This window comes from Ruegeria sp. CK1, from assembly GCF_056536545.1.
The window spans coordinates 1-25,013 of the sequence record NZ_JBQFPX010000011.1 but is presented as its reverse complement, the minus strand read 5'-3'; the positions used below and the strand labels follow the sequence as shown (position 1 = coordinate 25,013).

At 55.0% G+C, this 25,013-nt stretch carries 24 protein-coding genes; 13 read left to right on the top strand and 11 right to left on the bottom strand.

Annotated elements, in window-relative coordinates; translation table 11 throughout:
- Positions 1–126: 126 nt before the first annotated feature.
- From ACR0L3_RS18780 to urtA, 10 genes are all read right to left on the bottom strand, one after another.
- A complete protein-coding gene (locus tag ACR0L3_RS18780) occupies positions 127–882 on the bottom strand; it encodes an ABC transporter ATP-binding protein (protein WP_480747304.1) in 756 nt (251 codons plus the stop codon).
- A 9-nt stretch (positions 883–891) separates the two neighbouring features.
- Positions 892–1,647 carry an ABC transporter ATP-binding protein gene (locus tag ACR0L3_RS18775; protein ID WP_480747303.1) on the bottom strand — a complete coding sequence of 252 codons (756 nt, stop codon included), beginning with the start codon at positions 1,645–1,647 and terminating at the stop codon, positions 892–894.
- Between the two features lie 10 nt (positions 1,648–1,657).
- Complete coding sequence (locus tag ACR0L3_RS18770; RefSeq protein WP_480747302.1) at positions 1,658–2,863, bottom strand: branched-chain amino acid ABC transporter permease; 1,206 nt, start codon at positions 2,861–2,863, stop codon at positions 1,658–1,660.
- Between the two features lie 3 nt (positions 2,864–2,866).
- The gene (locus tag ACR0L3_RS18765; RefSeq protein WP_480747301.1) at positions 2,867–3,898 is read right to left on the bottom strand and encodes a branched-chain amino acid ABC transporter permease; all 1,032 of its coding nucleotides are present in this window, start codon (positions 3,896–3,898) and stop codon (positions 2,867–2,869) included.
- 112 nt (positions 3,899–4,010) lie between these two features.
- Positions 4,011–5,357 carry a substrate-binding protein gene (locus ACR0L3_RS18760; protein WP_480747300.1) on the bottom strand — a complete coding sequence of 449 codons (1,347 nt, stop codon included), beginning with the start codon at positions 5,355–5,357 and terminating at the stop codon, positions 4,011–4,013.
- Positions 5,358–5,679: 322 nt separating this feature from the next.
- Entirely contained in the window at positions 5,680–6,375 is a 696-nt protein-coding gene (gene urtE / locus ACR0L3_RS18755) for an urea ABC transporter ATP-binding subunit UrtE (RefSeq protein ID WP_480747299.1), read from the bottom strand.
- Between the two features lie 3 nt (positions 6,376–6,378).
- On the bottom strand, positions 6,379–7,119 hold the full coding sequence (gene urtD, locus ACR0L3_RS18750) for an urea ABC transporter ATP-binding protein UrtD (protein ID WP_480747298.1): 741 nt from the start codon (positions 7,117–7,119) through the stop codon (positions 6,379–6,381).
- On the bottom strand, positions 7,116–8,345 hold the full coding sequence (gene urtC / locus ACR0L3_RS18745) for an urea ABC transporter permease subunit UrtC (protein WP_480747297.1): 1,230 nt from the start codon (positions 8,343–8,345) through the stop codon (positions 7,116–7,118). Before urtC ends, urtD begins: the two co-directional genes overlap by 4 nt.
- A 3-nt stretch (positions 8,346–8,348) precedes the next feature.
- Positions 8,349–10,301 carry an urea ABC transporter permease subunit UrtB gene (gene urtB / locus ACR0L3_RS18740; RefSeq protein WP_480747296.1) on the bottom strand — a complete coding sequence of 651 codons (1,953 nt, stop codon included), beginning with the start codon at positions 10,299–10,301 and terminating at the stop codon, positions 8,349–8,351.
- A gap of 59 nt (positions 10,302–10,360) precedes the next feature.
- A complete protein-coding gene (gene urtA / locus ACR0L3_RS18735; RefSeq protein ID WP_480747295.1) occupies positions 10,361–11,641 on the bottom strand; it encodes an urea ABC transporter substrate-binding protein in 1,281 nt (426 codons plus the stop codon).
- A gap of 462 nt (positions 11,642–12,103) precedes the next feature.
- On the opposite strand from urtA, the gene ACR0L3_RS18730 reads away from it, so the two are divergent.
- From ACR0L3_RS18730 to ureG, 9 genes are all read left to right on the top strand, one after another.
- Positions 12,104–12,856: an urease accessory protein UreD gene (locus tag ACR0L3_RS18730; RefSeq protein ID WP_480747294.1), complete on the top strand. Its 753-nt coding sequence runs from the start codon at positions 12,104–12,106 to the stop codon at positions 12,854–12,856.
- A 1-nt stretch (position 12,857) separates the two neighbouring features.
- The gene (locus ACR0L3_RS18725) at positions 12,858–13,160 is read left to right on the top strand and encodes an urease subunit gamma (protein WP_480747293.1); all 303 of its coding nucleotides are present in this window, start codon (positions 12,858–12,860) and stop codon (positions 13,158–13,160) included.
- A gap of 15 nt (positions 13,161–13,175) precedes the next feature.
- Positions 13,176–13,337: a hypothetical protein gene (locus ACR0L3_RS18720; protein ID WP_480747292.1), complete on the top strand. Its 162-nt coding sequence runs from the start codon at positions 13,176–13,178 to the stop codon at positions 13,335–13,337.
- Positions 13,334–13,639, top strand: a complete 306-nt coding sequence (locus ACR0L3_RS18715; protein ID WP_480747291.1) for an urease subunit beta — start codon at positions 13,334–13,336, stop codon at positions 13,637–13,639. Before ACR0L3_RS18720 ends, ACR0L3_RS18715 begins: the two co-directional genes overlap by 4 nt.
- Entirely contained in the window at positions 13,639–15,399 is a 1,761-nt protein-coding gene (gene ureC, locus ACR0L3_RS18710) for an urease subunit alpha (RefSeq protein ID WP_480747290.1), read from the top strand. Before ACR0L3_RS18715 ends, ureC begins: the two co-directional genes overlap by 1 nt.
- A 130-nt stretch (positions 15,400–15,529) precedes the next feature.
- The gene (locus ACR0L3_RS18705) at positions 15,530–15,754 is read left to right on the top strand and encodes a DUF1127 domain-containing protein (protein WP_480747289.1); all 225 of its coding nucleotides are present in this window, start codon (positions 15,530–15,532) and stop codon (positions 15,752–15,754) included.
- 28 nt (positions 15,755–15,782) lie between these two features.
- The gene (locus tag ACR0L3_RS18700; protein ID WP_480747288.1) at positions 15,783–16,235 is read left to right on the top strand and encodes an urease accessory protein UreE; all 453 of its coding nucleotides are present in this window, start codon (positions 15,783–15,785) and stop codon (positions 16,233–16,235) included.
- Positions 16,219–16,872 carry an urease accessory protein UreF gene (locus ACR0L3_RS18695; protein WP_480747286.1) on the top strand — a complete coding sequence of 218 codons (654 nt, stop codon included), beginning with the start codon at positions 16,219–16,221 and terminating at the stop codon, positions 16,870–16,872. The genes ACR0L3_RS18700 and ACR0L3_RS18695 overlap by 17 nt, the downstream gene beginning before the upstream one ends.
- Entirely contained in the window at positions 16,869–17,504 is a 636-nt protein-coding gene (gene ureG, locus ACR0L3_RS18690; protein ID WP_480747285.1) for an urease accessory protein UreG, read from the top strand. Before ACR0L3_RS18695 ends, ureG begins: the two co-directional genes overlap by 4 nt.
- A gap of 348 nt (positions 17,505–17,852) precedes the next feature.
- On the opposite strand, the gene ACR0L3_RS18685 is transcribed toward ureG, so the two are convergent.
- Positions 17,853–19,205 carry a tetratricopeptide repeat protein gene (locus ACR0L3_RS18685; RefSeq protein WP_480747284.1) on the bottom strand — a complete coding sequence of 451 codons (1,353 nt, stop codon included), beginning with the start codon at positions 19,203–19,205 and terminating at the stop codon, positions 17,853–17,855.
- A 165-nt stretch (positions 19,206–19,370) separates the two neighbouring features.
- Between ACR0L3_RS18685 and gntH the strand changes: the two genes are divergently transcribed.
- From gntH to ACR0L3_RS18665, 4 genes are all read left to right on the top strand, one after another.
- Complete coding sequence (gene gntH / locus ACR0L3_RS18680) at positions 19,371–20,702, top strand: guanitoxin biosynthesis MBL fold metallo-hydrolase GntH (protein ID WP_480747283.1); 1,332 nt, start codon at positions 19,371–19,373, stop codon at positions 20,700–20,702.
- A gap of 63 nt (positions 20,703–20,765) precedes the next feature.
- The gene (locus ACR0L3_RS18675) at positions 20,766–21,575 is read left to right on the top strand and encodes a hypothetical protein (RefSeq protein WP_480747282.1); all 810 of its coding nucleotides are present in this window, start codon (positions 20,766–20,768) and stop codon (positions 21,573–21,575) included.
- Complete coding sequence (locus tag ACR0L3_RS18670) at positions 21,526–23,304, top strand: hypothetical protein (protein ID WP_480747281.1); 1,779 nt, start codon at positions 21,526–21,528, stop codon at positions 23,302–23,304. The genes ACR0L3_RS18675 and ACR0L3_RS18670 overlap by 50 nt, the downstream gene beginning before the upstream one ends.
- A 4-nt stretch (positions 23,305–23,308) precedes the next feature.
- Positions 23,309–24,568, top strand: coding sequence for a HupE/UreJ family protein (locus tag ACR0L3_RS18665; protein WP_480747280.1), 1,260 nt, complete (start codon positions 23,309–23,311; stop codon positions 24,566–24,568).
- The last annotated feature ends 445 nt before the right edge of the window (positions 24,569–25,013 follow it).

Sequence of the window (25,013 nt, the reverse complement as noted above, 5' to 3'; positions counted from 1 at the left end):
CCACGCGACCGAAACGCGGCCTCTACGCCCAACAGACCCGCGAATGCCAAAAGGCGGAGTGGAATACATCCACCCCGCCTTCCGCCCTCCCCCAGGGCAAGTGCTGGATAAGTAATCCTATGCGCCTTAGATCGCCAGATACTCTTCACGCAACTGCGTGTTTTCCAGCACTTCATTCGCTGATCCATCAAATACGATACTGCCGGTATCCAGGATGATTGCCCGATCTGCCAGTTCCAGTGCGCGAACGGCATTTTGCTCAACGATGATTGTGGTCATGCCCTGTTGCTTGACGTGGATAAGTGTCTTTTCGATTTCGTCCACGATCACTGGAGCCAACCCTTCATAGGGTTCGTCCAACAGTAGCACCTTTATGTCCCGCGCCAGCGCGCGGGCAATTGACAGCATCTGCTGCTCTCCTCCCGACAGAGTGATGCCTTCCTGCTTGCGACGTTCGCCCAGCCTTGGGAACAATTCATATAACCGCTCTAAAGACCAACCAATGGGCGGTGCGATCTGAGCAAGTTGCAGGTTTTCCTCAACAGTCAGGCCAGGGATGATCCGACGATCCTCGGGAACAAGCCCAAGTCCTGCGGCTGCTGCTTCGTAACTGCTCATGTTGTGCAGCGGCTGATGGTCCAACCAAATCTCGCCATGGCGCACTTCGGGTTCACCTACTCGCGCGATGGAGCGCAGGGTTGAAGTCTTACCTGCCCCGTTGCGCCCGAGTAGTGCAAGAATCTCACCTTCGTGCACGTTAAAGCTTACGCCTTGCACGATGTAGCTTTCGCCATAATACGAGTGCATGTCCCACACAGATAAGAAGGCGGGGGCGGTGCTGGCCTTGTTGGCGTCTTTCGAAAAGTCGGGTTTTTCGTTCATATCTTTTCCTTAAGCAGCCTCGCCCAAATAGGCCTCGCGGACCTTGGGGTTTCCACGGATGTTTTCCGGACTGTCTTCGACCAAAGGCGTGCCTTGCGCCAACACAGTAATACGTTCAGCCAAGCTAAAGACCACATGCATGTCATGTTCAATGATAGCTATTGTGATATCGCGTTGATCCTTAATCTGTTTCAGCAGATCAATGGTGTTGTTGGTGTCTGCCCGCGCCATGCCCGCCGTTGGTTCGTCCAGCAACAACAGACGTGGATTTTGGCTGAGGCACATACCAATTTCCAGCCGCCGTTTGTCGCCCCGAGACAACGAGGCGGCATTCATCTCTCGTTTGTCGGCCATGTTCATTTCTTCCAGCATGGCCTCAGCCTGTTCAACAACCGCTTTTTCATTGGCGATGGTCTCATAGGCATGCATTCGAAATGCCCCATCGCGCATGGCAAATATCGGGATCAGCATGTTTTCCATAACGGATAACTCGCCAAAAATTTCGGGCGTCTGAAACACGCGGCTGATGCCCATCTGGTTGATCTGGAATGGCTCCAAGCCCAGCACCGAATTATTGTCGAACAGCACCGATCCAGTATCCGGCATTAGCTTGCCGACCAGACAGTTCAGCAGGGTCGACTTGCCCGCACCGTTAGGACCGATGATAGCGTGGACCGAGTTTTCCTCGACATTGAGATTCACATCCGTCAGCGCCTTCAGGCCCCCGAAGCGTTTGCTGACGTCTTTGACGCGTAGAATTGCCATTGCCCGCCCCTTATTCCGCTGGTTCCGTTTTGCCCGACGGTGCGTCGTCGGTACCTGATTTCTTGCGTTTAAACCTGTTCAGCAACCGTTGACCGCCTTCGACCAGTCCGCCCGGCAAATAGATCACCACCAGCATAAACAGGATGCCCAAGGTCAGATGCCAGCCTTTGCCGATGAATGGGTGGATCAGGAACACCACCGCGTCCTCCAACCCGTCTGGCAGGAAGGCGAACCAACTGTGCAAAACGTTGTCGTTGATCTTCGAGAATATGTTCTCGAAATACTTGATGAAGCCTGCGCCCAGAACCGGTCCGATCAGTGTGCCAGTGCCTCCAAGAATGGTCATCAGAACGACCTCACCCGAGGCGGTCCACTGCATGCGTTCGGCGCCGGCCAGCGGGTCCATCGCAGCCATCAGGCCGCCGGCCAGACCGGCATACATGCCCGAGATCACAAAAGCCGCCAAAGTATAAGGCTTTGAATTCAGGCCAGTGTAGTTCATTCGCTGCTGGTTCGACTTCACCGCCCGTAGCATCATGCCAAAGGGTGAACGAAAGATGCGGATGGCCAGGTAAAACACCACCATCATGATCACCGCACACAAGTAGTAGCCTGCGTTGAAGTCAAAGCTCCAAGCGCCCACATCCATCGTATAGGTCGCCCGCATCGGAAGGCCGAACAGATGCGGCAGATCTGGCGCGTTCGCCCCCTGCAGGATTTGCGGATCATCCGCATAGACCTGCAGGCCGGTTTCCCCGTTGGTCAAGTTGAACTTGGGGTTCGACAGCACCGAATAGGCCAAAGCAAAACTCATCTGAGCGAAGGCCAGCGTCAGGATCGAAAAGTAAATCCCCGACCGCCGCAGGCTGACAAAGCCGATCAGCAGAGAAAACAGGCCAGCGACAACGACGCTCAGCGCAATGGCGGGGATGACATTGTAGCTCAGCAGTTTGAACATCCACACAGCGGAATAGGACCCCACGCCCAGAAAGGCCGCATGGCCAAACGACAGATATCCAGTCAGACCGAAAAGGATATTAAACCCGATCGCAAAGATGCCAAAGATCACAAACCGTTGCATCAGGTCCGGATAACCCGCGTTGAACTGCGCCATGGCGCTGCCTTCAGGGAACGGGTTCAGGATGAAGGGGGCCAGCAGGGTCAGGATCGCAACGATGATCAGCAGGCTGGTGTCTTTTTTGTTCAGTCCCAACATGACTTATTCCTCCATCACGCCTTTGCGCCCCATCAGCCCACGTGGCCGCGTCAGCAGCACAATGATGGCGACAAGATAGATGATGATTTGGTTGATCCCCGGGATCGTGGTGGTGGCCCATGTCGTCGAGGCAAAGCTTTCAAGAATACCCAGTAGGAACCCTGCCAGCACCGCGCCAGGAAGCGACCCCATACCGCCGACAACCACAACAACGAAGCTGAGGACCAGAAAATCCATCCCCATGTGATAATTTGGCGGGTTTAGCGGACCGTACATCACCCCGGCCAAGCCCGCGACAGCAGCCGCGATACCGAACATGATGGTAAAGCGACGGTCGATATTTATACCCAGCAAACCAACCGTTTCCCGGTCGGCCATACCGGCGCGCACGACCATGCCGAAGGTAGTGAATTGCAGGAACGAGAAGACCGCTCCGATAATAGCCACGGCGAACCCGAAATAGACCAACCGCCAGATCGGATAGATGATCGCATTGGGATCAAAGCCGATCATGGTGCCAAGATCCACAGAACCGCTCAGCGCGTCTGGCGGAGGGGTCTGGATCGGGTTGGCACCGAAGAAATACTTGACGATTTCCTGCAGCACGATAGCCAGGCCGAATGTCACAAGGATCTGATCTGCGTGCGGCCGCTTGTAGAAATGCTTGATCAATCCACGTTCCATCACATAACCGACCAGCAGCATGATCGGAATCGCGAAAAGGATAGCCAAGGGGACGGACCAGTCGATAATGGTTGCACCAACATCGGGCCCGAACCACGCCTCGATATAAGGCGTCTCCACTTTCAGCGGGTTGCCCAGAAAATCGGTTTGAGTTTCATCAACGGTCTCGAAACTCAGGTTCATGACTTTCTGCAAGGTCACGGCACAGAATGCACCGATCATGAACAAAGCCCCGTGGGCAAAGTTCACGACGCCGAGCGTTCCGAAGATAAGCGTCAAGCCCAGCGCGATCAGCGCATAAGCCGAGCCCTTGTCCAGACCGTTAAGAATTTGCAGTAGGATGGCGTCCATTGGCCCCACCTTAGAGTTGGTCAGTGTGGATTTAGTGGAAGTGACCGGGACCGATATCCCGGCCACAGGGGGTCTGGCCGCCGGTTCGGCGGACAGACATCAGTCAAAGACTTTATGCGCCCGGGTTGCACTTACCCAGATCGCCACCGGCGAACATCGGGTGTTCCGGATCGTACTCGACCTGCGCACGCGGCGTAATCTCGACGATTTCCAGCGTGTCATACTCGTTGGTCGGGTTCTCGTTGCCCCGCACAACCAGCACGTCCTTGAAGCACTGATGGTCGGCACCACGATACCAGGTCGGACCGTTGCCCAGCCCGTCGAACTCGAAATCTTCCAGAGCTTCGACAACGCCACATGGGTTGAAAGTACCCGCGCGCTCAACCGCGTCGGCATAAAGCAGAACTTGCGCATAGCAGGTCTGGGCCGAATTGGACGGCGGCTTGCCGTACTTCTCACCGAACGACTTCACAAAGGCTTTGGTGCCCTCATCCTGCAGCTGCCAGTTCCAGTTCATCGAACCCAGCACGCCTTTGATGTTTTCGCCCGCGCCAGCGGCCATCAGTTCGGAGTACAGTGGAACGACGATTTTGAAGTCCTTGCCGTTGGCCACCTTGTCGAGAAGACCGAACTGGATCGCGTTGGTCAGCGAGTTCACCATGTTGCCGCCATAGTGGTTCAGAACCAGCACGTCCGCGCCCGAGTTCAGAACCGGCGCGATGTAAGACGAGAAGTCTGTCGACGCGAGTGGTGTCTTAACTGTATTGACCGTTTCCCATCCCAAGGCTTCGGTCGAAGCGACGATCGACTCTTCCTGGGTCCATCCCCAGTTATAGTCAGCCGTCAGGTGATAGGCGCGGCGTTCCTTGCCCATCTCGGCCGCCAGCACCGGCGCCAGAGCAGCACCCGACATGTAGGCGTTGAAGAAATGGCGGAAGCCATTGGCCTTCTTATCTTTGCCTGTCGTGTCGTTGGCGTGTGTCAGACCGGCCATGAAAATCACGCCTGCCTCTTGGCACAAGCCCTGAACAGCAACGGCCACGCCCGATGACGACCCACCGTTGATCATGATAGCGCCGTCTTTTTCGATCATCGACTTGGCCGATGCGCGTGCGGCGTCGGACTTGGTCTGCGTATCGCCAGTGACGAATTCGACTTTCTTGCCTAGGATGCCATTCCCTTGCAGCGCTTTGGACGTAAAGGTGTTCAGGCACCCACCGTCACCTTCACCATTCAGATGTTCAACCGCCAGCTGCTGCGCGAGCAGCTCGTCATTGCCTTCTTCGGCATACGGCCCGGTCTGCGGTACGTTGAAGCCCAGAGTAACGGACCCCCCGGTTGGTTCGTTGGTAAAAGCAGCAGCCGACGAAGCAGTGAAGATCGTAGGCAGGGCTAGACCGGTACCCGCGACGGCGCCGGACTTCAGCACGCCGCGGCGTGTGACAGATTTATTAGTCATTCATTCCTCCCATTTCCCATTCTTTCGTCCTCTGGCTCCTCTTCCAGCGGGCGAAAACGCGGTTTTACGCATTATTGAGTATGGAGGCTGTCTTGAAAAATCGGCAATAACCTATTCAAAATACAAGAATGTTGTGTAAACAAATGCACAAAAAAAATTCAAAATTGTAAATGAAGTTACCTATAGATTCAGCAACATATTCAAACTTAATGATTTTTTAGAAATATTGGCGCTGCAGCAATCTCACCGAACAGGTGTGCTGCAAATCTGGTGTCCAGCAACAAGTATCAGTTTGGGTGTTCCGCCATTGGCGGGCGGGCCCCTAGACCGTAACGCCTTGCAAGACCTGATCTCGAGTGAGTTCGGATTTAAGGCCAGACAAAAGGATTTCACCACGTCGCAAAACGACGAAGCGGTCGGCCAAATCATAAGCGAAATCGAAATACTGCTCGACCAGCACAATGGCCATGTCACCCTTGGTCCGCAGATGTCGAATTACCTCTCCGATCTGCTGGATTATGTTGGGTTGAATGCCTTCGGTTGGCTCATCCAGAAGCAACAGGTTTGGTTTGGTGATCAATGCCCGCGCGATGGCCAATTGCTGTTGCTGACCGCCCGACAAATCGCCACCACGCCGGTTCTGCATTTTCTTGAGCACCGGGAACAGCTCGAAGATCTCATCCGGAACGAAATGCTCGCTGGCTGGCAAACAGGCGAAACCGGTTTCCAGATTTTCCCGCACGCTCAACAAAGGAAATATCTCACGTCCTTGCGGGACATAGGCTACTCCCTTCCACGCCATTTTATGTGCGGGCAAGACACCCAACTCTTCGCCGTTCAACACAACCTCACCGCCCGAACGCGGATGGGTGCCTGAAATGGCCTTGATCAGGCTGGTTTTCCCCACGCCATTGGTACCCATCACACAAGTGACTTCGCCCTGCTCGGCCTCCATCGAGATGTTATAGAGGACTTGTGAATGCCCATAGTGCAGAGTCAGATCTTTGAGTTGCAGCATCGCTCAGCGCCCTAAATAGACGTCGATTACGTCTGGGTTTGATGTCACGTGATCCAGGCTGCCCTCGGCTAGAACCGAACCTTCATGCAGCACTGTGACCTTGCAGTTCAGACGGCGGACAAATTCCATGTCATGTTCAACAACAACCACAGCACGGGTCTTGGCGGCCTGCACCAGCAGATCGGTCGTGTGCTCACGTTCCTGCGGTGTCATCCCAGCAGCAGGTTCATCGACCAGCAATAGTCGGGGTTCCTGTGCCAGAAGCATTCCGATTTCCAACCACTGTTTCTGGCCGTGGCTGAGTTCACCAGATTTACGGTTCAGTTCATCTTTCAAGCCGATTTCGGCGGCAAGTTCTTCGACCTTTTCCAAATTGGCTGTCGAAGGACGGTAAAACAGCACACTCAGCCAACCACGCTGGTTCTTCAGTGCCATCAACAGGTTTTCCTGCACTGTCTGATCTTCGAAAACTGTGGGTTTCTGGAACTTCCGCCCGATCCCTGCCTGCGCGATCTTTGCCTCACTCATCCGCAACAGTGACACGGATTTCTCGCCCCAGATAACCCTGCCCTCATCCGGGCGGGTCTTGCCGGTAACGATATCCATGAAGGTTGTCTTACCTGCCCCGTTTGGCCCAATCACAGCGCGCAGTTCTGCCGGACCAATCTGAAAAGACAGATTGTTGATGGCTCGGAACCCGTCAAAGGTGACCGACACACCGCTGACTTCTAACAGGGTGCTCATTCGATGGCCTCCTTTTCACGCAGGGCCCCGTCATCAGGCCCCAGATTAGCGCCATGGCGATCAGGGTGGCGACGGTTGGTCCATAGATCAAACAGCCCGCCGATCCCTTGCGGCGCGAACAACGTAACGAGCACGAAAGACAACCCCAGCAACACCTGCCACCAGTCGACCCATTTGATCGTGTAGAACCCAAGCGCGATATCCGGCGCCTGCCCGCCCGTGAACCACGTGCTGAGCAGGCTAACAAAAGCCGCACCGATAACAGCACCGTAAAGACGCCCTCGCCCACCAATAGCAACCCAGACTGCCAAATAGATTGACGCGATGGGCGCCATTTCCTCGGGATTGATGATCCCAGCTTGCGGGTAATACAGGGCGCCTGCAATAGCAGCGATGCAGGCGGTCAGAGTGAACACAGCCAACTTGTAAATCTCGACCGAATAACCGAGAAACCGCACCCGTGCTTCGTTATCGCGGATGCCACGGATGACCGATCCGAACTTTCCTGAAACGACCCAAGCGGCCAACATGTACCCCAGTCCCAGTGCCAATGCCGAAGCCCAGAGGAACCAGATAGAAACCACATCCTGCGAGGCAGTGACGCCGGGCAAGTTCTGCAGACCCGACAAGCCGTTATTCCCGCGCAAGCCGCTGTCGTTCTGGAACAGATACAACGCCAATGCCAGCGTCATCGCCTGTGTTAGAATCGATAGGTAGACGCCAGTTACGCGGCTGCGGAAAGCAAGCCAGCCGAAAATCAGCGCCAGCAAACCCGGCACCAAGACAACCAACGCAAGTTGCAGAACCAGACTGTTGGAAAAGGCCCAGATCAGGGGAAAGTCAGACGACCCAACAACGCCGAAAATCTGGGTTCCAATGGCGTCCACGACCTCGGCGGACGTTGGTGGGATTTCAGCCTGCGCCAATGAGTCGACAACGATAAGCCGTGTCCGTTCATACATCAGCCACATGCCGATCATGTAGCCTCCTAGCCCGAAGAACGCGAAGTGCCCCAGAGAGAGGATGCCGGTAAAGCCCCAGACCAAATCCATCGCCACGGCGATCAGGCACAGGCACAGGGTCTTGCCCAAAGTTTTAACGAAACTGGTTGAGATCACGCCTACCCCAAATCCTTCAGACAATACGGTAATGCCCAAAGTGAACAGCGATAGGATGGCCAAAAAGACCAGTACAGAGGGATTCTTGGCGACAAAGCTGCGTTCCATGAGTCAATCCCCCGCCGCGCGGCCACGCAGGGCGATGATACCCCTTGGCCGGAACTGGATGAAAATGATGATGAAGATGATCATGTAGGTTTGCGCCGCCAGTGTGTTCGACGGGTTCATCCACTCGATCCCCTTCTGCAGGAAGCCGATCATTCCAGCGCCCGCCAACGCGCCCCAGATGTTACCGACACCCCCGACCACGACGGTCATAAAGCTTTGAACGATGTAATCGCTGCCCAGATCAGAGGTGACCTTGGCAAAGAGGCCAATCGCCACGCCAGCGATCCCGGCGATCCCCGAGCCGAGGCCGAAGGTCAGCATGTTTACCCGCTCAGGATTGATTCCCATCGACCCTGCCATACGCGGGTTCTGCGTCACTGCGCGCATTTCAAGCCCCAGCCGCGTGCGCTTCATTATATAGAGAAACAGCCCCAGAAAGATCATAGCCAGCACAAAGATGGCGATGCGGATATAGCTGATTGAGACGACGTCGTTTAGCACCCACGCCCCATCCAGCCAGCCGGGCGCAGTCAGCGGGCGGGCCTGCGTGCCAAAGATGTTCTTGGCCAGTTGTTGCAGGGCAATCGAGATACCAAAGGTCGCCAACAGCGTCTCTAGCGGACGCGCATAGAGCCAGCGGATCACCAACCGTTCCATCGCAACGCCCATTGCGAAGGTGACGGCAAAGGCCATCGGAATGGCGACGATAATCGACAGGGTATGATCGGCGATGAACTGCTGTACAACGTAGCCGGTGTAAGCGCCCATCATGATAAACTCGCCATGGGCCATGTTGATCACACCCATCACACCGAATGTGATCGCCAGACCGATTGCCGCCAGGAAATAGATCGACGCCAGGGAAATCGCGTCCAATGTCAGGTCCAGCGTCTGATTCATGCCTACCTTCAATTCAATCTGACCCAGCGCCTGCTGCGCAGCGGCAGTTACTTCGGGCGAAGGCTCAGAATAGGTCTCAAAGAACACATGTGAGCCCAGTGCCGCATCAATGTCGGCCTGTGTGATCAAGGCAGGTACCGAACCGGCCTCCGCCAGCGCGGCATAGGCCTGCGACCGGGCGGTGTCAGTATTCAACTGCGCGACGGGAATTCCGCCGACCCGTCCGCCCTGGATGTTGGCTGCCAGCGCGGTCCGTATTTCATCTGCGGAAACAAGCGGTGGGGCGAGATCGCTTGCAACTAAAAGTTTATAGGCTTCGGCTTGCGGCAGTGCATCTGTACCGGGCTCCAGAACTGCGGCGATGTTGGTATCATTCGGCAGCTTGATTGCAGCTTGCCGCTTAGTGACAACCAAAGGGTTCAGAGCAGCGCGAACATCTACACCCAGATCACTGGACATCTGTTCGATCGCAGCCACGCGGGCCTGCGTGTCTTCGTCATAGCCAATGGTCAACAGCCGTTCCAAACGCTGTTTCTGTGCCTTAAGATCAGCATCCGGTTCGCCTTCAATCGAGGCACGCAAGGGGTCAAGCAAGGCACCTTCGGGATCGCGCTGAATGGATTGCAATGCAGCCGCCCTTTTGGTTCGGCTTGGATCGGTCAACTGAAATTGCACCAGCGCCGTAGCAATCATCGCACGAACACCGCTGTTGGGTTTTAATTGTTTAAGCTCGGATTTCTCGAACGTGCCGACAACTTCACCGCTGTCGAAATCAATCAGCGTGTACGACCGCCCTTCGGCCTTCTCGCCAATAAAAAACTGACCGTCAGACACACGCATCCACATGTCCTTGGCAGCCCAGGTCTCAAGCATTACCTGAGCCTGCGGCAATCCGCTGGCCACGACAGCATCAATCGCCGGTTTGATCGTCTTGCGCGAGCTTTTGGCGATTATCTCCTGATGCTCTTGCAGGATCGGTTGCAGACCGGCTTCTTGCGCGTTGGCGGTCAGGCAGGCGCACAGGATTGCGAAGCCCGCAAGGAATAGTCGAAACATATGGTGAAACCCGAGTGTCTTGGAGCAAGGCAGGCGCAGCGCCCGCCTTGCAGGAGCGATTAGTAGTTCGAAAGAGTCTGCACGCAGGTCTCGGTCTCGGTGTTGTACATACCGCAGCCCAGATCTTTCCAATCCGACTTCAGTACCGCCGATTCTGGCAGGAAGTCGGTCCAGGCATCCCCCGGCACAACATCGGTTTCGCTGATGATATCAAACTGACCATCCGCCTGAATCTCGCCAATCAGAACCGGTTTAGCCAGGTGATGGTTCGGCAGCATAACGGCAGTGCCTCCGGTCAGGTTCGGAAATTCCTGCCCGTACATGGCCGCGCGAACGGCGTCGACCTCGGTGCTGCCTGCTTCAGTCGCGGCGTTCACCCACATATTGAAACCGATGTAGTGGGCCTCCATCGGGTCATTGGTGACACGCTCATCTCCCATGGTGGCTTTCCATGTATCAACGAATTCAGCATTTACGTCTGTATCCGCCGACTGGAAATAGTTCCATGCTGCCAGGTGACCGACCAGGTTTGCGGTATCCAATCCCGATAGTTCCTCTTCACCAACCGAGAAGGCCACAACCGGAATGTCATCCGCTGAAACACCAGCTGCGGCAAGTTCCTTATAGAAACCGATGTTGGCGTCGCCGTTGATGGTCGAGATCACACCAACTTTCTTGCCATCCGCGCCCAGAGCGACGACATCTGCCACGATCTTGGACCAGTCAGAATGTCCAAACGGCGTGTAGTTCACAAAGATATCGTCTTCAGCGATACCCTTTTGTTTTAGATAGCTTTCAAGAATGTTGTTAGTGGTACGGGGATAGACATAGTCCGTACCCAGCAGCGCGAATTTCTCTACGCCCAGCTCGTCAAGGAAATAATCCGTCGCAGGGATGGCCTGCTGGTTCGGGGCAGCACCGGTGTAAAATACGTTCTTTGAGCTTTCTTCACCTTCATACTGCACTGGATAGAACAGCAGACCATTCAATTCCTCGATCACCGGTAACACCGATTTCCGGCTAACTGACGTCCAGTTGCCGAAAATCACGTCGACCTCATGTACGGTCAACAGTTCACGTGCTTTTTCAGCAAACAGCGGCCAGTCAGAAGCGGGGTCGACGACAACGGCCTCAAGCTGTTTGCCCAGCAGTCCACCCTTGGCGTTTTGCTGGTCGATCAGCATCAGCATGGTGTCTTTCAGAGTGGTTTCTGAAATAGCCATAGTGCCCGAAAGCGAATGCAGCACACCAACCTTAATGGTGTCTTCCGCCGACAGTGCGGCCGTTGCCATGGCTGCGAAAACAGCCGAGCCGGCGAGTGTAGATTTGAGAAATTTCATGTAAGCCTCCTGGCGGGATCACAGGTGAGGGCTTGCGCATAAGCGCGCTCTTCTTCTACCTGTTCCCCGCAACTGTTGTTGCGTTCCGTGTGGCGGTTGTGTTCGAGGTCCAATTCGCGCAGCCGTCACACACCCCCGAGATCATTTCCGCGGTGGGCACCCATACGGTTTCTGCATTGCGGCAATCTTGGCAAACCGGCTGACATACCAATATGTGAATTTGGCTACCTATGCCCATTTTTTGACCACCGGTTTCAGCTTGTGGTTAAAAATTAATCACCCATATCCGAAAACTGTCCAAATGCGGCAAAGCAGAATAGAGTTCCGACGCTCAACCGGTGAAACAAGTGGCACAAGTCTTAGTTTCATAGGTGTGCCATCACCCATCTCGCCCCGATAGTGCCCAACCAGTGCGCAACGCCGCCACGCGCCCGGGGTTCGATTCGCCTGAGCGTCAAGCAATTGGGTGACAGGTCTGTTCTGGACCGGTTGCGCCAGTCGGGCTCGTTCAAATGCCTGTTCCCGCGCAGCGACGACAAAGGTCTGGACGCCGTTCTGTTGAATACGGCAGGTGGGATTACGGGCGGCGATAAATTCCGCTTCACCGGGCACGCTGCTGCTGGCACCACCCTGACCCTAACGACACAAGCATGCGAGCGTGCTTACAAAGCGCAGCCCGGACCATATGGTCACGTCACCAATCACCTAAGTGCCGATGCAAACGCCCGATTGAACTGGTTGCCGCAAGAAACAATCCTGTTCAACGGCAGCGCGTTGGACCGCCGCCTTCAAATAGACCTTGCACCCGACGCAACCGCCTTGATGGTTGAACCAATAGTGTTCGGCCGTGCCGCGATGGGCGAGACGCTAACCGATATCCGCTTGCGCGACCGGATCGAGATACGTCGTGACAACCGGCCACTCTTTCTGGATTCCACCCGTTTTGCAGGTGATCTGACTTCCCACTTGGCCAAACAGCATATTGCAAATGGCGCCGGTGCGATGGCGTTGATCGTCTTTGCCGCAACAACGGCTGCGGGTCAGTTAGACGCGATCCGCCTCATGTTGCCAGACTCTGCTGGGGCAAGCCTGATCAATGATGACCTGCTGGTGATCCGGATACTTGCCGAAAACAGTTTTTCGCTGCGCCGTGCGCTTATGCCGATCCTGCGGCGTCTAAACAACGACACTCTTCCCCGATGCTGGACAATCTGACATGAACCTGACCCCTCGCGAAAAAGACAAACTGATGGTCGCTATGGCCGCCGAGGTTGCCCGCAAACGGCTGGCGCGCGGCGTCAAACTTAATCACCCCGAGGCAATCGCCCTGATCACCGACGCCGTTGTCGAAGGTGCGCGCGACGGGCGGTCAGTCGCTGACATGATGCAAGCCGGGGCTGAAGTGATCACACGTGCGCAATGCATGGAAGGCGTTCCCGAGATGATTCATGAAGTTCAAGTCGAAGCCACTTTCCCCGATGGCACCAAATTGGTCACCGTTCACAACCCTATTCGCTAAGAAAGGAACACAGATATGACTCGTATGCTTTTCCCTGCCCTGATCCTAGCCGGTCCTGCAGCCGCCCATACGGATACGCATATTCACGCCCACGGTACAGACTATGCCACGCTTGCAATTGGTCTGGCCGCTATTGCCTTGGCGGCGATTGTCGTGATCTCAAAGCTGCCGAAATGATCCCCGGAGAACTGTTCCCGGCTGAGGGTAAGATTACCCTCAATCCAGACGCGCCGGTGGTGACGTTGATGGTGGCCAACACTGGTGACCGCCCAATACAGGTAGGCTCGCATTATCATTTTGCCGAGACCAATCCGGCATTGGAATTCGATCGCACCGCCGCCCACGGGCTGCGTTTGGACATCGCTCCGGGTACTGCTGTGCGGTTCGAACCGGGACAGGCCCGTGAGGTGTCGCTTATTCCTATCAGTGGCGCGCGCAAAGTCTACGGGTTCAATCAAAAGGTCATGGGAGCGCTCTGATGCCAGCAACAATCAAACGTTCCGACTATGCCGCCATGTTCGGACCTACTACTGGTGACAAGCTACGGCTGGCCGATACCGATCTGATCATTGAGGTTGAACGTGACCTGACCGCCGAACGCGCGGGGGCAGCTGCAACCGGGGGAACCGGTGACAACGCGCTGCATTACGGGGAAGAGGTCAAGTTCGGCGGTGGCAAGGTGATCCGCGACGGGATGGGGCAGTCTCAGGTCACGCGCGCCGAGGGGGCCGTGGATACGGTCATCACCAACGCTTTGATTGTGGATCATTCGGGTATCTACAAAGCGGATGTAGGTCTGAAAGACGGGCGGATCGCCAAGATCGGCAAAGCCGGGAACCCCGATACACAGCCCGGTGTCGACATCATCATCGGCCCCGGAACTGAAGCCATAGCAGGCGAAGGGCGCATCCTCACCGCAGGTGGCTTCGACAGCCATATCCACTTCATCTGTCCGCAACAGATCGAAGACGCGCTGCATTCCGGGCTGACAACCATGCTGGGCGGTGGCACCGGCCCGGCGCACGGCACCTTGGCCACAACTTGCACGCCCGGTCCCTGGCATATCGGGCGGATGTTGCAGGCCGCCGACGCCTTTCCAATGAATCTGGCCTTTGCAGGCAAGGGCAACGCCTCGCTGCCCGCGGCGCTTGAGGAACAGGTCAAGGCTGGCGCCTGCGCCCTGAAACTACACGAGGACTGGGGCACCACACCCGCTGCGATAGACTGCTGCCTAACGGTGGCTGACGCGATGGACGTGCAGGTGATGATCCACACCGATACGCTGAACGAGTCCGGTTTCGTGGAAAACACCGTGGCCGCCATGAATGGCCGCACAATCCACGCCTTCCACACCGAAGGCGCAGGTGGCGGACACGCCCCAGACATCATCAAGATCTGCGGCGAGAACCACGTTCTGCCGTCTTCTACCAACCCAACGCGGCCTTTCACCGTAAACACGGTGGAAGAACATCTCGATATGCTGATGGTCTGCCACCACCTCGACAAATCTATCCCCGAGGACGTGGCTTTTGCCGAAAGCCGCATCCGGCGCGAAACCATCGCCGCCGAGGACATCCTTCACGACATGGGCGCGTTCTCGATCATCGCTTCTGACAGTCAGGCCATGGGCCGGGTTGGTGAGGTTCTGATCCGCACTTGGCAAACCGCTGACAAAATGAAGAAACAGCGCGGGCGATTGGCGGAGGAAATCGGGGACAACGACAATCTAAGGGTCAGGCGCTATATCGCAAAGTACACCATCAACCCAGCCATTGCCCACGGCCTAAGTCACCATATCGGCAGCATTGAAGAAGGTAAGCGTGCCGATCTGGTCCTATGGAACCCAGCCTTTTTCGGTGTAAAGCCCGAGATGGTCCTGCTGGGAGGCACTATTGCCTGCGCGCAGATGGGCGATCCAAACGCCTCAATCCCGACGCCGCAACCAGTTTACAGCCGACCGATGTTTGGCGCCTATGGTCGCTCGGTCGAACATTCAGCGATCACATTTGTCTCTGAGGCCGCGCATGCAGACGGGATTGGTGATACACTAGGCTTGGCGAAACAGACTGTCGCCGCGCAAAACACACGTGACATCGGCAAACGGGACTTGCTGCTGAACGACGCAACGCCCGAGATCGAGGTCGATCCGGAAACTTACGAAGTGCGCGCGGATGGCGAATTGCTGACCTGCCAGCCTGCTGAAGTCCTGCCACTGGCGCAGCGGTACTTTATGTTCTGATTAAAAATTATGCTGCATTGCAGCACCCGCATCCCAGCCATGATCAAATACCCACTACTCAGCGAGTTCAAAATGAAACATATACAAAAACAAGGGAGGACCAACGTCTCGCAGATTTACGAGGGTCCTAATGGCACATACAGCAAATCAAACGCATTCCGGGTTTTCCGTACTTGGTCTGTTTTCCGCAATTGGATCGTCGATCTATTCATTTCTGGTCCAAATGGCCGAAGCAAGATCGCACACTGCGGAAATCCAATTCCTGCAATCGCTAAGCGACGAAGAGCTCCACAAACGCGGTCTGTCCCGCGACCGGATCGTACAGCACGTTTTCAAAGGCTCTATCTGGCACTGACTGACCACTCGGCAGAGAGGGGGTTGGCATGACCATCCTTCTCTGCACCGCGCGACAATATTCTGACCACCTGCATGGTGAGCCTTCGGATGCTTTGTCGCTGACCTATGAAGACCGCTTTTTGCGTCGCAAGGTTTTGACCTGCGAAAGCGGTGAACAGATACTTGTCGATCTGGCACAGACAACCTCGCTCGACCATGGTGGGGCGCTGATTCTGGATGATGGGCGTGCTGTTGAAATACTGGCCGCACCCGAGGCACTGCTGGAGGTTAAGGCGCCGGATCTGACCCGGATCGCCTGGCATGTCGGCAACCGCCACACCCCGTGTCAGGTCGAACCCAACCGGCTGCTGATTCAGGTGGACCACGTCATCCGGGACATGCTGTTAAAAATCGGCGCAACTGTGCGGGAAGTCCGCGAGCCGTTCACCCCCGAAGGCGGCGCGTATGGCCACGGCAGGACTCATGGCCACTCCCACTGACTCGGATATCTTGACCCTGACACAATGGTTGTCACCCGCTTATCCGGTGGGCGGCTTCGCCTACTCTCACGGGTTGGAATGGGCCATTGAAAGCGGTGCTGTGTCCAACGCTGCGAATACAGGTGACTGGATCGCCGACGTGATTCAGCACGGCTCGGGGCGCAATGACTGTATTTTTCTGTCGACCGCCTATCGGGCAGAGACGAAACTCGCACTAAGTGCAATCGACCAGACGGCGCGAGCGTATTGTGCTTCGTTCGAGCGACTAATGGAGACGCGGCTGCTGGGCCAAGGCTTTTGTGGCGTCACTTCTGAAGTTTGGGCGCTAGACCTGGAAACGCTGACTTACCCGGTTGCCGTTGGTTATGCTGCTGCGCGCATGAGTTTGCCTGTTAGCCTGACGACGCAAATGTTCTTGCAAGCCTTCATGGCCAATCTGGTCGCTTGCGCGACTCGGTTGGTGCCGCTGGGCCAGACCGACGGCCAGCGATTGATCCAAAGGCTGACTCCATTGTGTCAGCGCGTAGCAACAGAAGCCATTGAGGCTGAGTTGGACAATCTGGGATCAACTGCCTTTTTGCCTGACATCGCGTCGATGAAACACGAAACCCAGTATTCAAGGATGTTCCGAACATGAACAGCATGAACGGCCCTCTGCGCGTCGGCATTGGTGGCCCGGTGGGCGCTGGCAAAACCACCCTGACTGCCGCCTTATCTGAAGCCTTGCGTGACAAGGTCTCGGTCGGAGTGATAACCAACGACATCTACACGCGCGAAGACGCCGAGGCGTTAATGCGGATGCAGATTCTGCCACAAGACCGGATCATCGGTGTGGAAACCGGAGGCTGCCCGCATACGGCGATCCGCGAAGATGCCTCGATCAATCTTGCCGCCGTGGCCGAAATGCAAGCCCGCCACCCGGATGTTGAGGTCGTGCTTATCGAAAGCGGCGGCGACAACCTGTCGGCCACATTTAGCCCGGAACTGGCGGATGTAACACTTTACGTAATCGACGTGGCTGCCGGCGAAGAGATTCCCCGCAAAGGCGGCCCGGCAATCACCAAATCAGACGTGCTGATTATCAACAAAACTGACTTGGCACCACATGTCGGCGCCTCGCTTGAGGTGATGGACCGCGACGCCACCCGAATGCGCAATGGTCGACCTTTCGTGTTCACCTCACTTCGACACAGAAAGGGTGTCGATGCTGTCGTGACTTTGTTGGGACAGATTGGTGGACTGAACATAAAAAGTACGGTCGAGGCGTAGTTCTTAGTCGTATCCGGGCGGGCACTTTTACGGCCCCTTGGGAACGTGATCGCGCTGCTCCACGGGACTGAGATTGCCAGATTCCTCGTTAAAGTTTAGAAACGGATCAGACAAAAACATGCGAACGTAAACAACAGCGGAAACCAATGAAGGATGTGACGCGGGACCGACAAACTGTAGACGAAGATGTCCAATGCAACACTGCCTCCATACGTCTGAATTGGACTGGAAAACTTGAACTACGCAGTGCAGGGCCGTTTTCTGTTCAATGATCGGCTCTGAGGGCGACCTAAATTCCGGCCAAAATGCTACCAACTGTGAAACTCGTTGCGATTTTAGCTGATCGTCCTAGCGCTGGGCATTTTCCTTTCTGGCAGGACTTGCCCAACCCTGTTTTCGCAGCTCACTCAACACGGCTTCGGCGTTTTCGACATCTCTGTGAATACTTTTTAGCATCGCACCAATTGGTGCCTTTGGCCATGCGCGCTCAAGTTCAGCCAACTTTGCTTTGGCCGCTTGATCTTGACCCATCGCTGACAGTGCAGCTGTTACATAAGCCAGAGACGGAGCGCTAAGTGGATCGCCGAGTTGCTTGGCCTCTTCAAAGCGCTCTACCGTTATTTGATATTCTCCAAGATGAAAGTGTGTTGCGCCTGAAATATTCCGATTGGCAAACCTTTGGTTGCTGGATTCAAGCAGAAAGAGCCTGTCAGCGGTTTCGATTGCCTCTTCAAATTCGCCCGAAAACAAGGCCACAGCACCAAGGAAATCGAGGACCGCACCATCGTTCGGGTCAAGTTTTGACGCCCGACGACCGAGTTGCAAAGCCGCGTCGTAGTCTCGGTTGGCAAAATACGCCCAGCTCTTGGCGGATTGGCTCCAGGCTTGGTCTGGGGCAAGGTTAACGGCTTGGTTGGCCAGCTTCATGGCAGCATGAGCATAATTTGTTTTGGCGTCTGACGGCGGAGATATAACGGACAAAGAGGCCAGCGCTTGCGCCGCACCCGCGTAGCCACCGAAATACTCTGGATCCATCTCAATCACACCTTCGAACACAGAGAGAACCAGTAGCTGACGCTGCCTGTCGAAGATCGGAAAGATCAATGTCCGCGCTTGGTGGGCCAAATTGAATGCTTGTAATGCGGCTGGGGATTTTTCGTAAATTGCCGCGCGCTGCAAGTACGCGTTCGAGTCAGCTGCAGGTAAATCGTTGAACTCGGTAGAAGCAGTTTGCTGTCGATTTGGGGCAAGACTGACTGCGACCACCGCACCAGCAACAGCCCCAATAGCGAACGCACCGATGGGCAAACCAAAACGCTTAGCCCGCGTTGTGATTGTTGCTGAATTGTTCGGGGCTACGGCCTCGAACCGCGGCCTGTATCCACCGCTGTCAATACACAGGCGTACCGGATCATCTTTTCCAATACCCTCATAATACAGTTCTAAGAACTGACGTAGTCGGCGGGCGTCCACGCGAACTACGTTTTCTGGATCGGTCCCTTCTGAAGTATCACGACCATATACATCTTGAGCTATGGTCTTGCCGAGAATTTTCTGACCTCGCCCGGCTAGCTCCTCTTCGACAATGTACGTTAGGAACGCCCGAAGTCTATCGGACCCATCCAAATGATCATCATCAAGCAACCTGCCGAGGGCAGCGCGCTTGTCACCATCCTCGATGATTTCGGAATGCCTTACCATATTCTTATTTTTGCAATTATCAGCACGTGAGTCACCCCATTACTCACCGTGAGTCACTTACGTTCACGCTCGCTAAGCCACAGGCTTGTAATCAAAACAGCGAGCCGGGGAGCGAGAAGCCGCATCTTTGGCTTGCAGAACTGTCAAACGACTGGAGGATTACCAATGGCCCAACGTCTGAATTACCGAAGTCTTAGCAAAAACTTCGCGATTGGTGTGATATTTGGCGCTTGGGCGGTATCTCCGCAATCGTTCACGGATGCGGTGACTGACGCCATTACCCCGTCGGCAGCATATGCACAGGAAGCAACCGAAGTTTCTCCGACGATGGTGCGTGATCGCCCGCGCGATGTGTACTACCCCAATACCGAAGATCTTGCCGAAGATGAGATGCGGGTTATCGCGTGTGGAACCGGGATGCCTACAACGCGGGCGGCTCAGGCTGCCGCGTGTTTCCTTGTGGAACTGGGCAACGGAGACAAGTTCTTGTTCGACATTGGTTCGGGCTCGGCCGAGCGAATTTCTTCCCTGCAGATCCCGTACAATTACTTGGACAAGGTGTTCATCGGCCATCTTCATACTGACCATTTCGGCGCGTTGCATGACCTGTTCATCGGTGGAGCTTTAATGGGTCGAAACGTGCCATTGCGGGTCTGGGGACCAAGCGGACCTGCCGAAGAGCTGGGTACAGCATACGCCTTGGATCACATGCAGAAAATGTTGACCTGGGACCTTGCAGGGCGTGCCGGCAACATTGATTTCCGCGGCTACTCAATGGAGGTGAACGAGTTCGACTACAAACTGGAAAATGAGGTCATTTACGACGAAAACGGGGTTCAGATCCGCACTTTCCCGGCTATTCACTCTATTGATGGCGCTGTCAGCTATGCGTTGGAATGGAACGGGCTGAAATTCGTATTCAGTTCAGACACTTACCCCAATAAATGGTTCAAAGAATATGCAAAGAACGCGGACTTGGCGATCCACGAGTGTTTCATTGCGGTTCCAGAGCTCGTTTCAAAAATGAGATTTACACCGGAATCAGCTTTGCTTGTGGGAACACAAGTCCACACGGCGCCGGAAGCATTTGGAAAAGTTATGAGCGATATCCAGCCGCGTATGGCTGTTGCTTATCATTTCTTCAATGATTTTGATACGTCGACAGGTGTCTATGAGCGCATACGCTCAACCTATGATGGCCCGCTAAGCTTGGCTAGTGATTTCATGGTTTGGAACGTAACCAAGGATGACATCACTGTCCGCATGGCCGCTACCGAAGAACGAACGTGGTCACCACCTCTGGCTGCACCGGCCGATCCGCCCGACCCGGCAGACAAAACAGCGTACGCTGAAAAGGTGGGTTTAGAGCCGGAAGTAATGGAGTTCTCAGAGTTCACAAAGGGTGGGTTTGACGACGTAGATGACGTGTTACGGCCCATCTATGAAGAAGCTTCGGAAGCGCTTGGTAAAAACTTCCCGTATCCGGGTGACGACTGAAAAAATTCGACCGGCGCGATTTCAACACGCGCCGGTTCTTCACGAGTGTGATCGGGTTTCCTTATGCGATACACCTATTTGATTTCTTGCCGTTTGGTCTGTGTTGGTTGGTTGATTGTCGCGATGTCCCAGGTGGCAAGCGCCCAGTCTCTTGCGCGTTCTGACGATGATGAAGGCGGTTGGCGACACTCAATCACGCCCTATCTGTTTCTGCCGCTCAGCACGTCTGGCACATCAACCATTGATGGTACCAGCGTCGATCTGGACCTGAGCCTGAGCGAGGTGCTGGACGTTCTGCAAGGCGCAGCTTCGGTACGCTACGAAGGCTGGAACGGGGATTTCGGGATCATCTCCGAGGTTTACTACGTTAGGCTTGGTGAAGACGGAACCCTGCCGGGCGGAAGAGCAGACGTTGATGTTGATGTCCGGCAGACCTTTGTCAACGTTCAGGGGGCCTACCGGTTTGCGAACGGGGTCAATGCTTCGGGACGCCGCTACGCAGCAGATGCTGCAATTGGTGTTCAGTGGAACCGGCTAAAACAAGAAATCGACATAGCGGGCCCTGGACCCGGTGTAACGATGGGCGGAACAGAAGATTGGTTCGAGCCGATGATCGCGCTGCGCTATGCGATGGAAATCAATGAAAAGTGGAGTTTCGCCAGTCGTGCTGAGTTGAGTGGTTTCGGTGTGAACGGTGATGACCTGCAATACCTGCTTCTGGCTGGTTTTGACTGGAAAGGCTGGGAGAATACGTCCCTGCGGTTTGGCTATCAATTCTACGGAATTGATTATTCTACTGACCGCTCGAGTGGGGAGTTTGCTTATGACGTTGATCAGAATGGCATTTATGCTGCCGTCGCGTTTCATTTCTGAAAACAACGACGCTGGGACCATATGGGTCTTTTTGAGCTCGACGCTCGCGGCCATTGTGTTGAGCGCAAATCAGTCGATTGCTGATCTCGTGTCACCCTACGGCGGCGAAACCGCTCCAAATTTTGTCGAGCTTTCGGTGGAATCTGATCATGTTCAGGTCATCCTAGAAATCGACCTGAGCGACTATCCCATATTTGTCATTCCAGATGACGGCTCGGGCAGGTCCTTGGCTGAACGTACGGGGCAAAACCTTCAAATTTGGGCGGACGGCGAAGAACTGGACAGCGCAACAAACACGATTGATGTGCGCCCCAGAATTTCCCGACAAACAGCAGCGAGCGCTCAGTACCGACCGCGTCCGCGTAGCGCGGATGTCGTCTACGTGGACATGGAGTTTCCGTTCAATGGCAAGCCTGAACGGATCACTTTTATCCCCCCGCTAAAACCAGACGGCATTCCCTTGGCTTCAATCGGCGTGATGGTCGAACATATGGGCGTCCCAGTAACGGATTATCGTTACCTTTCTCAGGCTGAGACGATGCTGCCAGACTGGGAGGATCCTTGGTTTAGCAATTTTGAGAACCCAAACCTCACCCGCCACCACAAATCACCGATGATGTCTTTTCTGAACATGGAACCCCGCGCCGTGCGGCACGAGATCATCTTGCGTCTGAAAGACTTCGAAACTTGGGCGGATCTGGACTTTGGAGGCGCAGAACGATTGACCGCAGATGATGTCGCCAGGATCAAGTCTAGCGTCTCGGACTTTTTTGCGATTAGAAACCCGCTCGCCATCGACGACAAGCCATTGAAACCGGAAACGGTACATGTCTCACGTATCGAAGTTGGGGCCGAAGGTTTGCGTGTTCTTCCGGATGAGGCAAAGGCAAATCGAAAAACGATGCTGCTGGGCGTTGTCCTTTCCTATCCGGTCGCGGCCCTGCCGAACCGCGTCGATTTGGCATGGGAGCTTTTCCCAGATGGTTTGGATGTTATTCCGATCACCCTCACCGATCCAGCGGGGGCGGTTCCGTCACAGATTTATGCGTCCGATCCTGTCGTAAGATGGAACAATCATCTGACAAATTGGTCGGACCCCAAAACTGTACCAGTGGTCGTCAAAATCGCGGGCGTAGCACAGGTGTCGCCGATTGCGCTTGGCTTGGCTCTCCTGTTTTTAATATGCGCCTATTTTTCATTGAAGCTTACCAAAGGACAGCGATTGGTCTTTGTCGGCTTAACTGGTGCATTCGGAGCCGCTGCAATTGCCACCTATTCGTTGAAAAGCCCGCTGCCTTTCGCGGCGGCGCCCGAGCCGGATGGGGCCGCGACGCATCAAATTGTGGAAGGGCTGTTGACCAACATCGGAACCACAATGCTTGAGACACAAGATGACAGTGTCGTAACGGCGATGAAGCCATTCGTCGAAGCAGGCAATCGCGACCACGTTCAAGCAGAGATGCGGCGTGGCTTGTCGGTTACGTTGCCCTCTGGCGCCTTGGCCCGCGTTGAAGGGACCTCGGACTTAAAGGTTGAGAGCTTTACGCCCAGCGAAAACAAAAACCAGCATCAGGCACTGGCCAATTGGACTGCGCGCGTCAGCGGCGGTCATTGGGGGCATCTACACAAACAGGCAGTTTCTTATCGCGGCATATTCGATGTTTCGCGGAATGGAGACCATTGGATGCTCGACGGTTTTACTATTATCAGTTCCAAAACAGGAGGGTGAACCAATGATCCCCCTGAGGCTGTTTTTTGCAACGTTTCTATTTTCGATAATCTCTTTGTGTGCAGATAACGCAAAGGCGCATTTCAATCTAAACCAGAACGTCCGTATTCATCATGTGGCCCACTCAGAAGATGGTCTTGATGTCTATGTGCGCCTTCCGATGCCATACTTGGTAGCAGAACTCGTCGGTCCCGAAGGCCCAGACGGTTTGCCCGAGCCCGCGCCTTACACATACAATAAGATCGAAGATGGCGTGCTAATGCACTATGTAGACCAAGCCGCTTTGCGCAGTGACCCATCCGGTTTGGCTCGTATCGCTGCCGACGGTTTGGTGCTGACAATCGAAAGCCAGCCGCAAAGCGCAAACGTCGTTGAAATGCGATTGCACCCTTTGGGGCTCGAGCCCGGCTTCGCCACGCTTGCTGAAGCGCGCGCAGCATTCGTTGCTGGGGACATATTCGCCACGACTGAAGAGACCTATGCAGGCTCTGTGATGGTGGACATACATCTTCGGTATGCCGCGGGGCGGTTCGACACCTACAGTCTGTCATACACTTCTGATCCCGGACTGGCAGGACAAGAAGACACTGCGAACCTGATCCTCGACTACAACGGGAAAGAGGTCCGGACGTATCGAGCCAGGGGTCTAATGCATAGCCCTGTGGACGTGTCGGGATCGGCAACTGCAGCAGCTTCGACCTTCTTTGTCGAAGGCGTTCGGCACATCTTGGAAGGTCCCGACCACGTACTGTTCGTACTCTGCATGATCATTGGTGCAATTAACCTTCATAGCCTTCTAGCTCGGGTTACGGGCTTCACATTGGGTCACACCGTGACGCTGATCCTGGGGTTTTTTGGTTTCGCTCCGAACGGAGCCTGGTTCATCCCAACAGTCGAATTGGCGATTGCGATTTCGATTATCTATGCGGCCGCGATGGCCGTTTGGCCTCCGGAAAAGGGGCACGGAGACTTGAAGGCTTTTGCGATCACTTCCGGAATTGGGCTCCTGCACGGATTCGGCTTTTCGTTCATGTTGCACCAAATCCTTCGCGTCGATGCACCGAATGTTTGGCACAGCTTACTTGCCTTCAACGTAGGAGTAGAGGCTGGACAGGTCATGATCGTTCTTTTGGTCTGGCCAATGGTGCTGTTTCTGCGCAAACAGCCGGGTCGTATCTGGGTCGCATCTCGTACCACCGTCGCCGCATGTGCAAGCTTGATCGCGATGGTTTGGGTAGTAGAGCGGGCAGAATTCTTTCTCTGATACCTGTCAGGAGAAGCGCGATAGTTTTGGGAGTGTAGTGGACAACTAGTCTAGGCTGACAATCGACGGCTTTGTTGCTTTTCTCGGGTTTGCGAAACTTGTTGGAGAATGTCAGCTTCGGGCGGGGTTTGTGCGCGTAGTCCTGTTACGGCTATGCCGCAAGGAGTTTTCACCCTGTTGCTTCCACAGCGCTTCCAGCGGTGATGATGGAACGTAAAAAGCCTCGTGTGATGCAACGCTTACGTTCTACACTTTGTTCGACCGTGCTGATCGTGTGAGCAGAATTGAACCTCTGACCTTCGGGTTATGAGCCTGACGATGTGAAGACGTTAAGCCATTGACCGAGGTGGCAATTGCCGTCTGAACGTTCTGTGTTTGGATTTTCTGACGCTGGTTGCGGGAGTAGGATTTGAACCTACGACCTTCAGGTTATGAGCCTGACGAG

Excerpts from the sequence above, each read along its gene's own strand:
- ACR0L3_RS18780 (WP_480747304.1), bottom strand. The coding sequence starts at position 882 with ATGAACGAAAAACCCGACTTTTCGAAAGACGCCAACAAGGCCAGCACC.
- urtB (WP_480747296.1), bottom strand. The coding sequence starts at position 10,301 with ATGTTTCGACTATTCCTTGCGGGCTTCGCAATCCTGTGCGCCTGCCTG.
- urtA (WP_480747295.1), bottom strand. The coding sequence starts at position 11,641 with ATGAAATTTCTCAAATCTACACTCGCCGGCTCGGCTGTTTTCGCAGCC.
- ACR0L3_RS18675 (WP_480747282.1), top strand. The coding sequence starts at position 20,766 with ATGCGATACACCTATTTGATTTCTTGCCGTTTGGTCTGTGTTGGTTGG.
- ACR0L3_RS18720 (WP_480747292.1), top strand. The coding sequence starts at position 13,176 with ATGACTCGTATGCTTTTCCCTGCCCTGATCCTAGCCGGTCCTGCAGCC.
- ACR0L3_RS18725 (WP_480747293.1), top strand. The coding sequence starts at position 12,858 with ATGAACCTGACCCCTCGCGAAAAAGACAAACTGATGGTCGCTATGGCC.
- gntH (WP_480747283.1), top strand. The coding sequence starts at position 19,371 with ATGGCCCAACGTCTGAATTACCGAAGTCTTAGCAAAAACTTCGCGATT.
- ureC (WP_480747290.1), top strand. The coding sequence starts at position 13,639 with ATGCCAGCAACAATCAAACGTTCCGACTATGCCGCCATGTTCGGACCT.
- ACR0L3_RS18665 (WP_480747280.1), top strand. The coding sequence starts at position 23,309 with ATGATCCCCCTGAGGCTGTTTTTTGCAACGTTTCTATTTTCGATAATC.
- ACR0L3_RS18765 (WP_480747301.1), bottom strand. The coding sequence starts at position 3,898 with ATGGACGCCATCCTACTGCAAATTCTTAACGGTCTGGACAAGGGCTCG.
- ACR0L3_RS18685 (WP_480747284.1), bottom strand. The coding sequence starts at position 19,205 with ATGGTAAGGCATTCCGAAATCATCGAGGATGGTGACAAGCGCGCTGCC.
- ACR0L3_RS18760 (WP_480747300.1), bottom strand. The coding sequence starts at position 5,357 with ATGACTAATAAATCTGTCACACGCCGCGGCGTGCTGAAGTCCGGCGCC.
- ACR0L3_RS18695 (WP_480747286.1), top strand. The coding sequence starts at position 16,219 with ATGGCCACTCCCACTGACTCGGATATCTTGACCCTGACACAATGGTTG.
- ACR0L3_RS18770 (WP_480747302.1), bottom strand. The coding sequence starts at position 2,863 with ATGTTGGGACTGAACAAAAAAGACACCAGCCTGCTGATCATCGTTGCG.
- ACR0L3_RS18715 (WP_480747291.1), top strand. The coding sequence starts at position 13,334 with ATGATCCCCGGAGAACTGTTCCCGGCTGAGGGTAAGATTACCCTCAAT.
- urtD (WP_480747298.1), bottom strand. The coding sequence starts at position 7,119 with ATGAGCACCCTGTTAGAAGTCAGCGGTGTGTCGGTCACCTTTGACGGG.
- ureG (WP_480747285.1), top strand. The coding sequence starts at position 16,869 with ATGAACAGCATGAACGGCCCTCTGCGCGTCGGCATTGGTGGCCCGGTG.
- ACR0L3_RS18775 (WP_480747303.1), bottom strand. The coding sequence starts at position 1,647 with ATGGCAATTCTACGCGTCAAAGACGTCAGCAAACGCTTCGGGGGCCTG.
- ACR0L3_RS18670 (WP_480747281.1), top strand. The coding sequence starts at position 21,526 with ATGACGTTGATCAGAATGGCATTTATGCTGCCGTCGCGTTTCATTTCT.
- ACR0L3_RS18700 (WP_480747288.1), top strand. The coding sequence starts at position 15,783 with ATGACCATCCTTCTCTGCACCGCGCGACAATATTCTGACCACCTGCAT.
- urtC (WP_480747297.1), bottom strand. The coding sequence starts at position 8,345 with ATGGAACGCAGCTTTGTCGCCAAGAATCCCTCTGTACTGGTCTTTTTG.
- urtE (WP_480747299.1), bottom strand. The coding sequence starts at position 6,375 with ATGCTGCAACTCAAAGATCTGACTCTGCACTATGGGCATTCACAAGTC.
- ACR0L3_RS18705 (WP_480747289.1), top strand. The coding sequence starts at position 15,530 with ATGGCACATACAGCAAATCAAACGCATTCCGGGTTTTCCGTACTTGGT.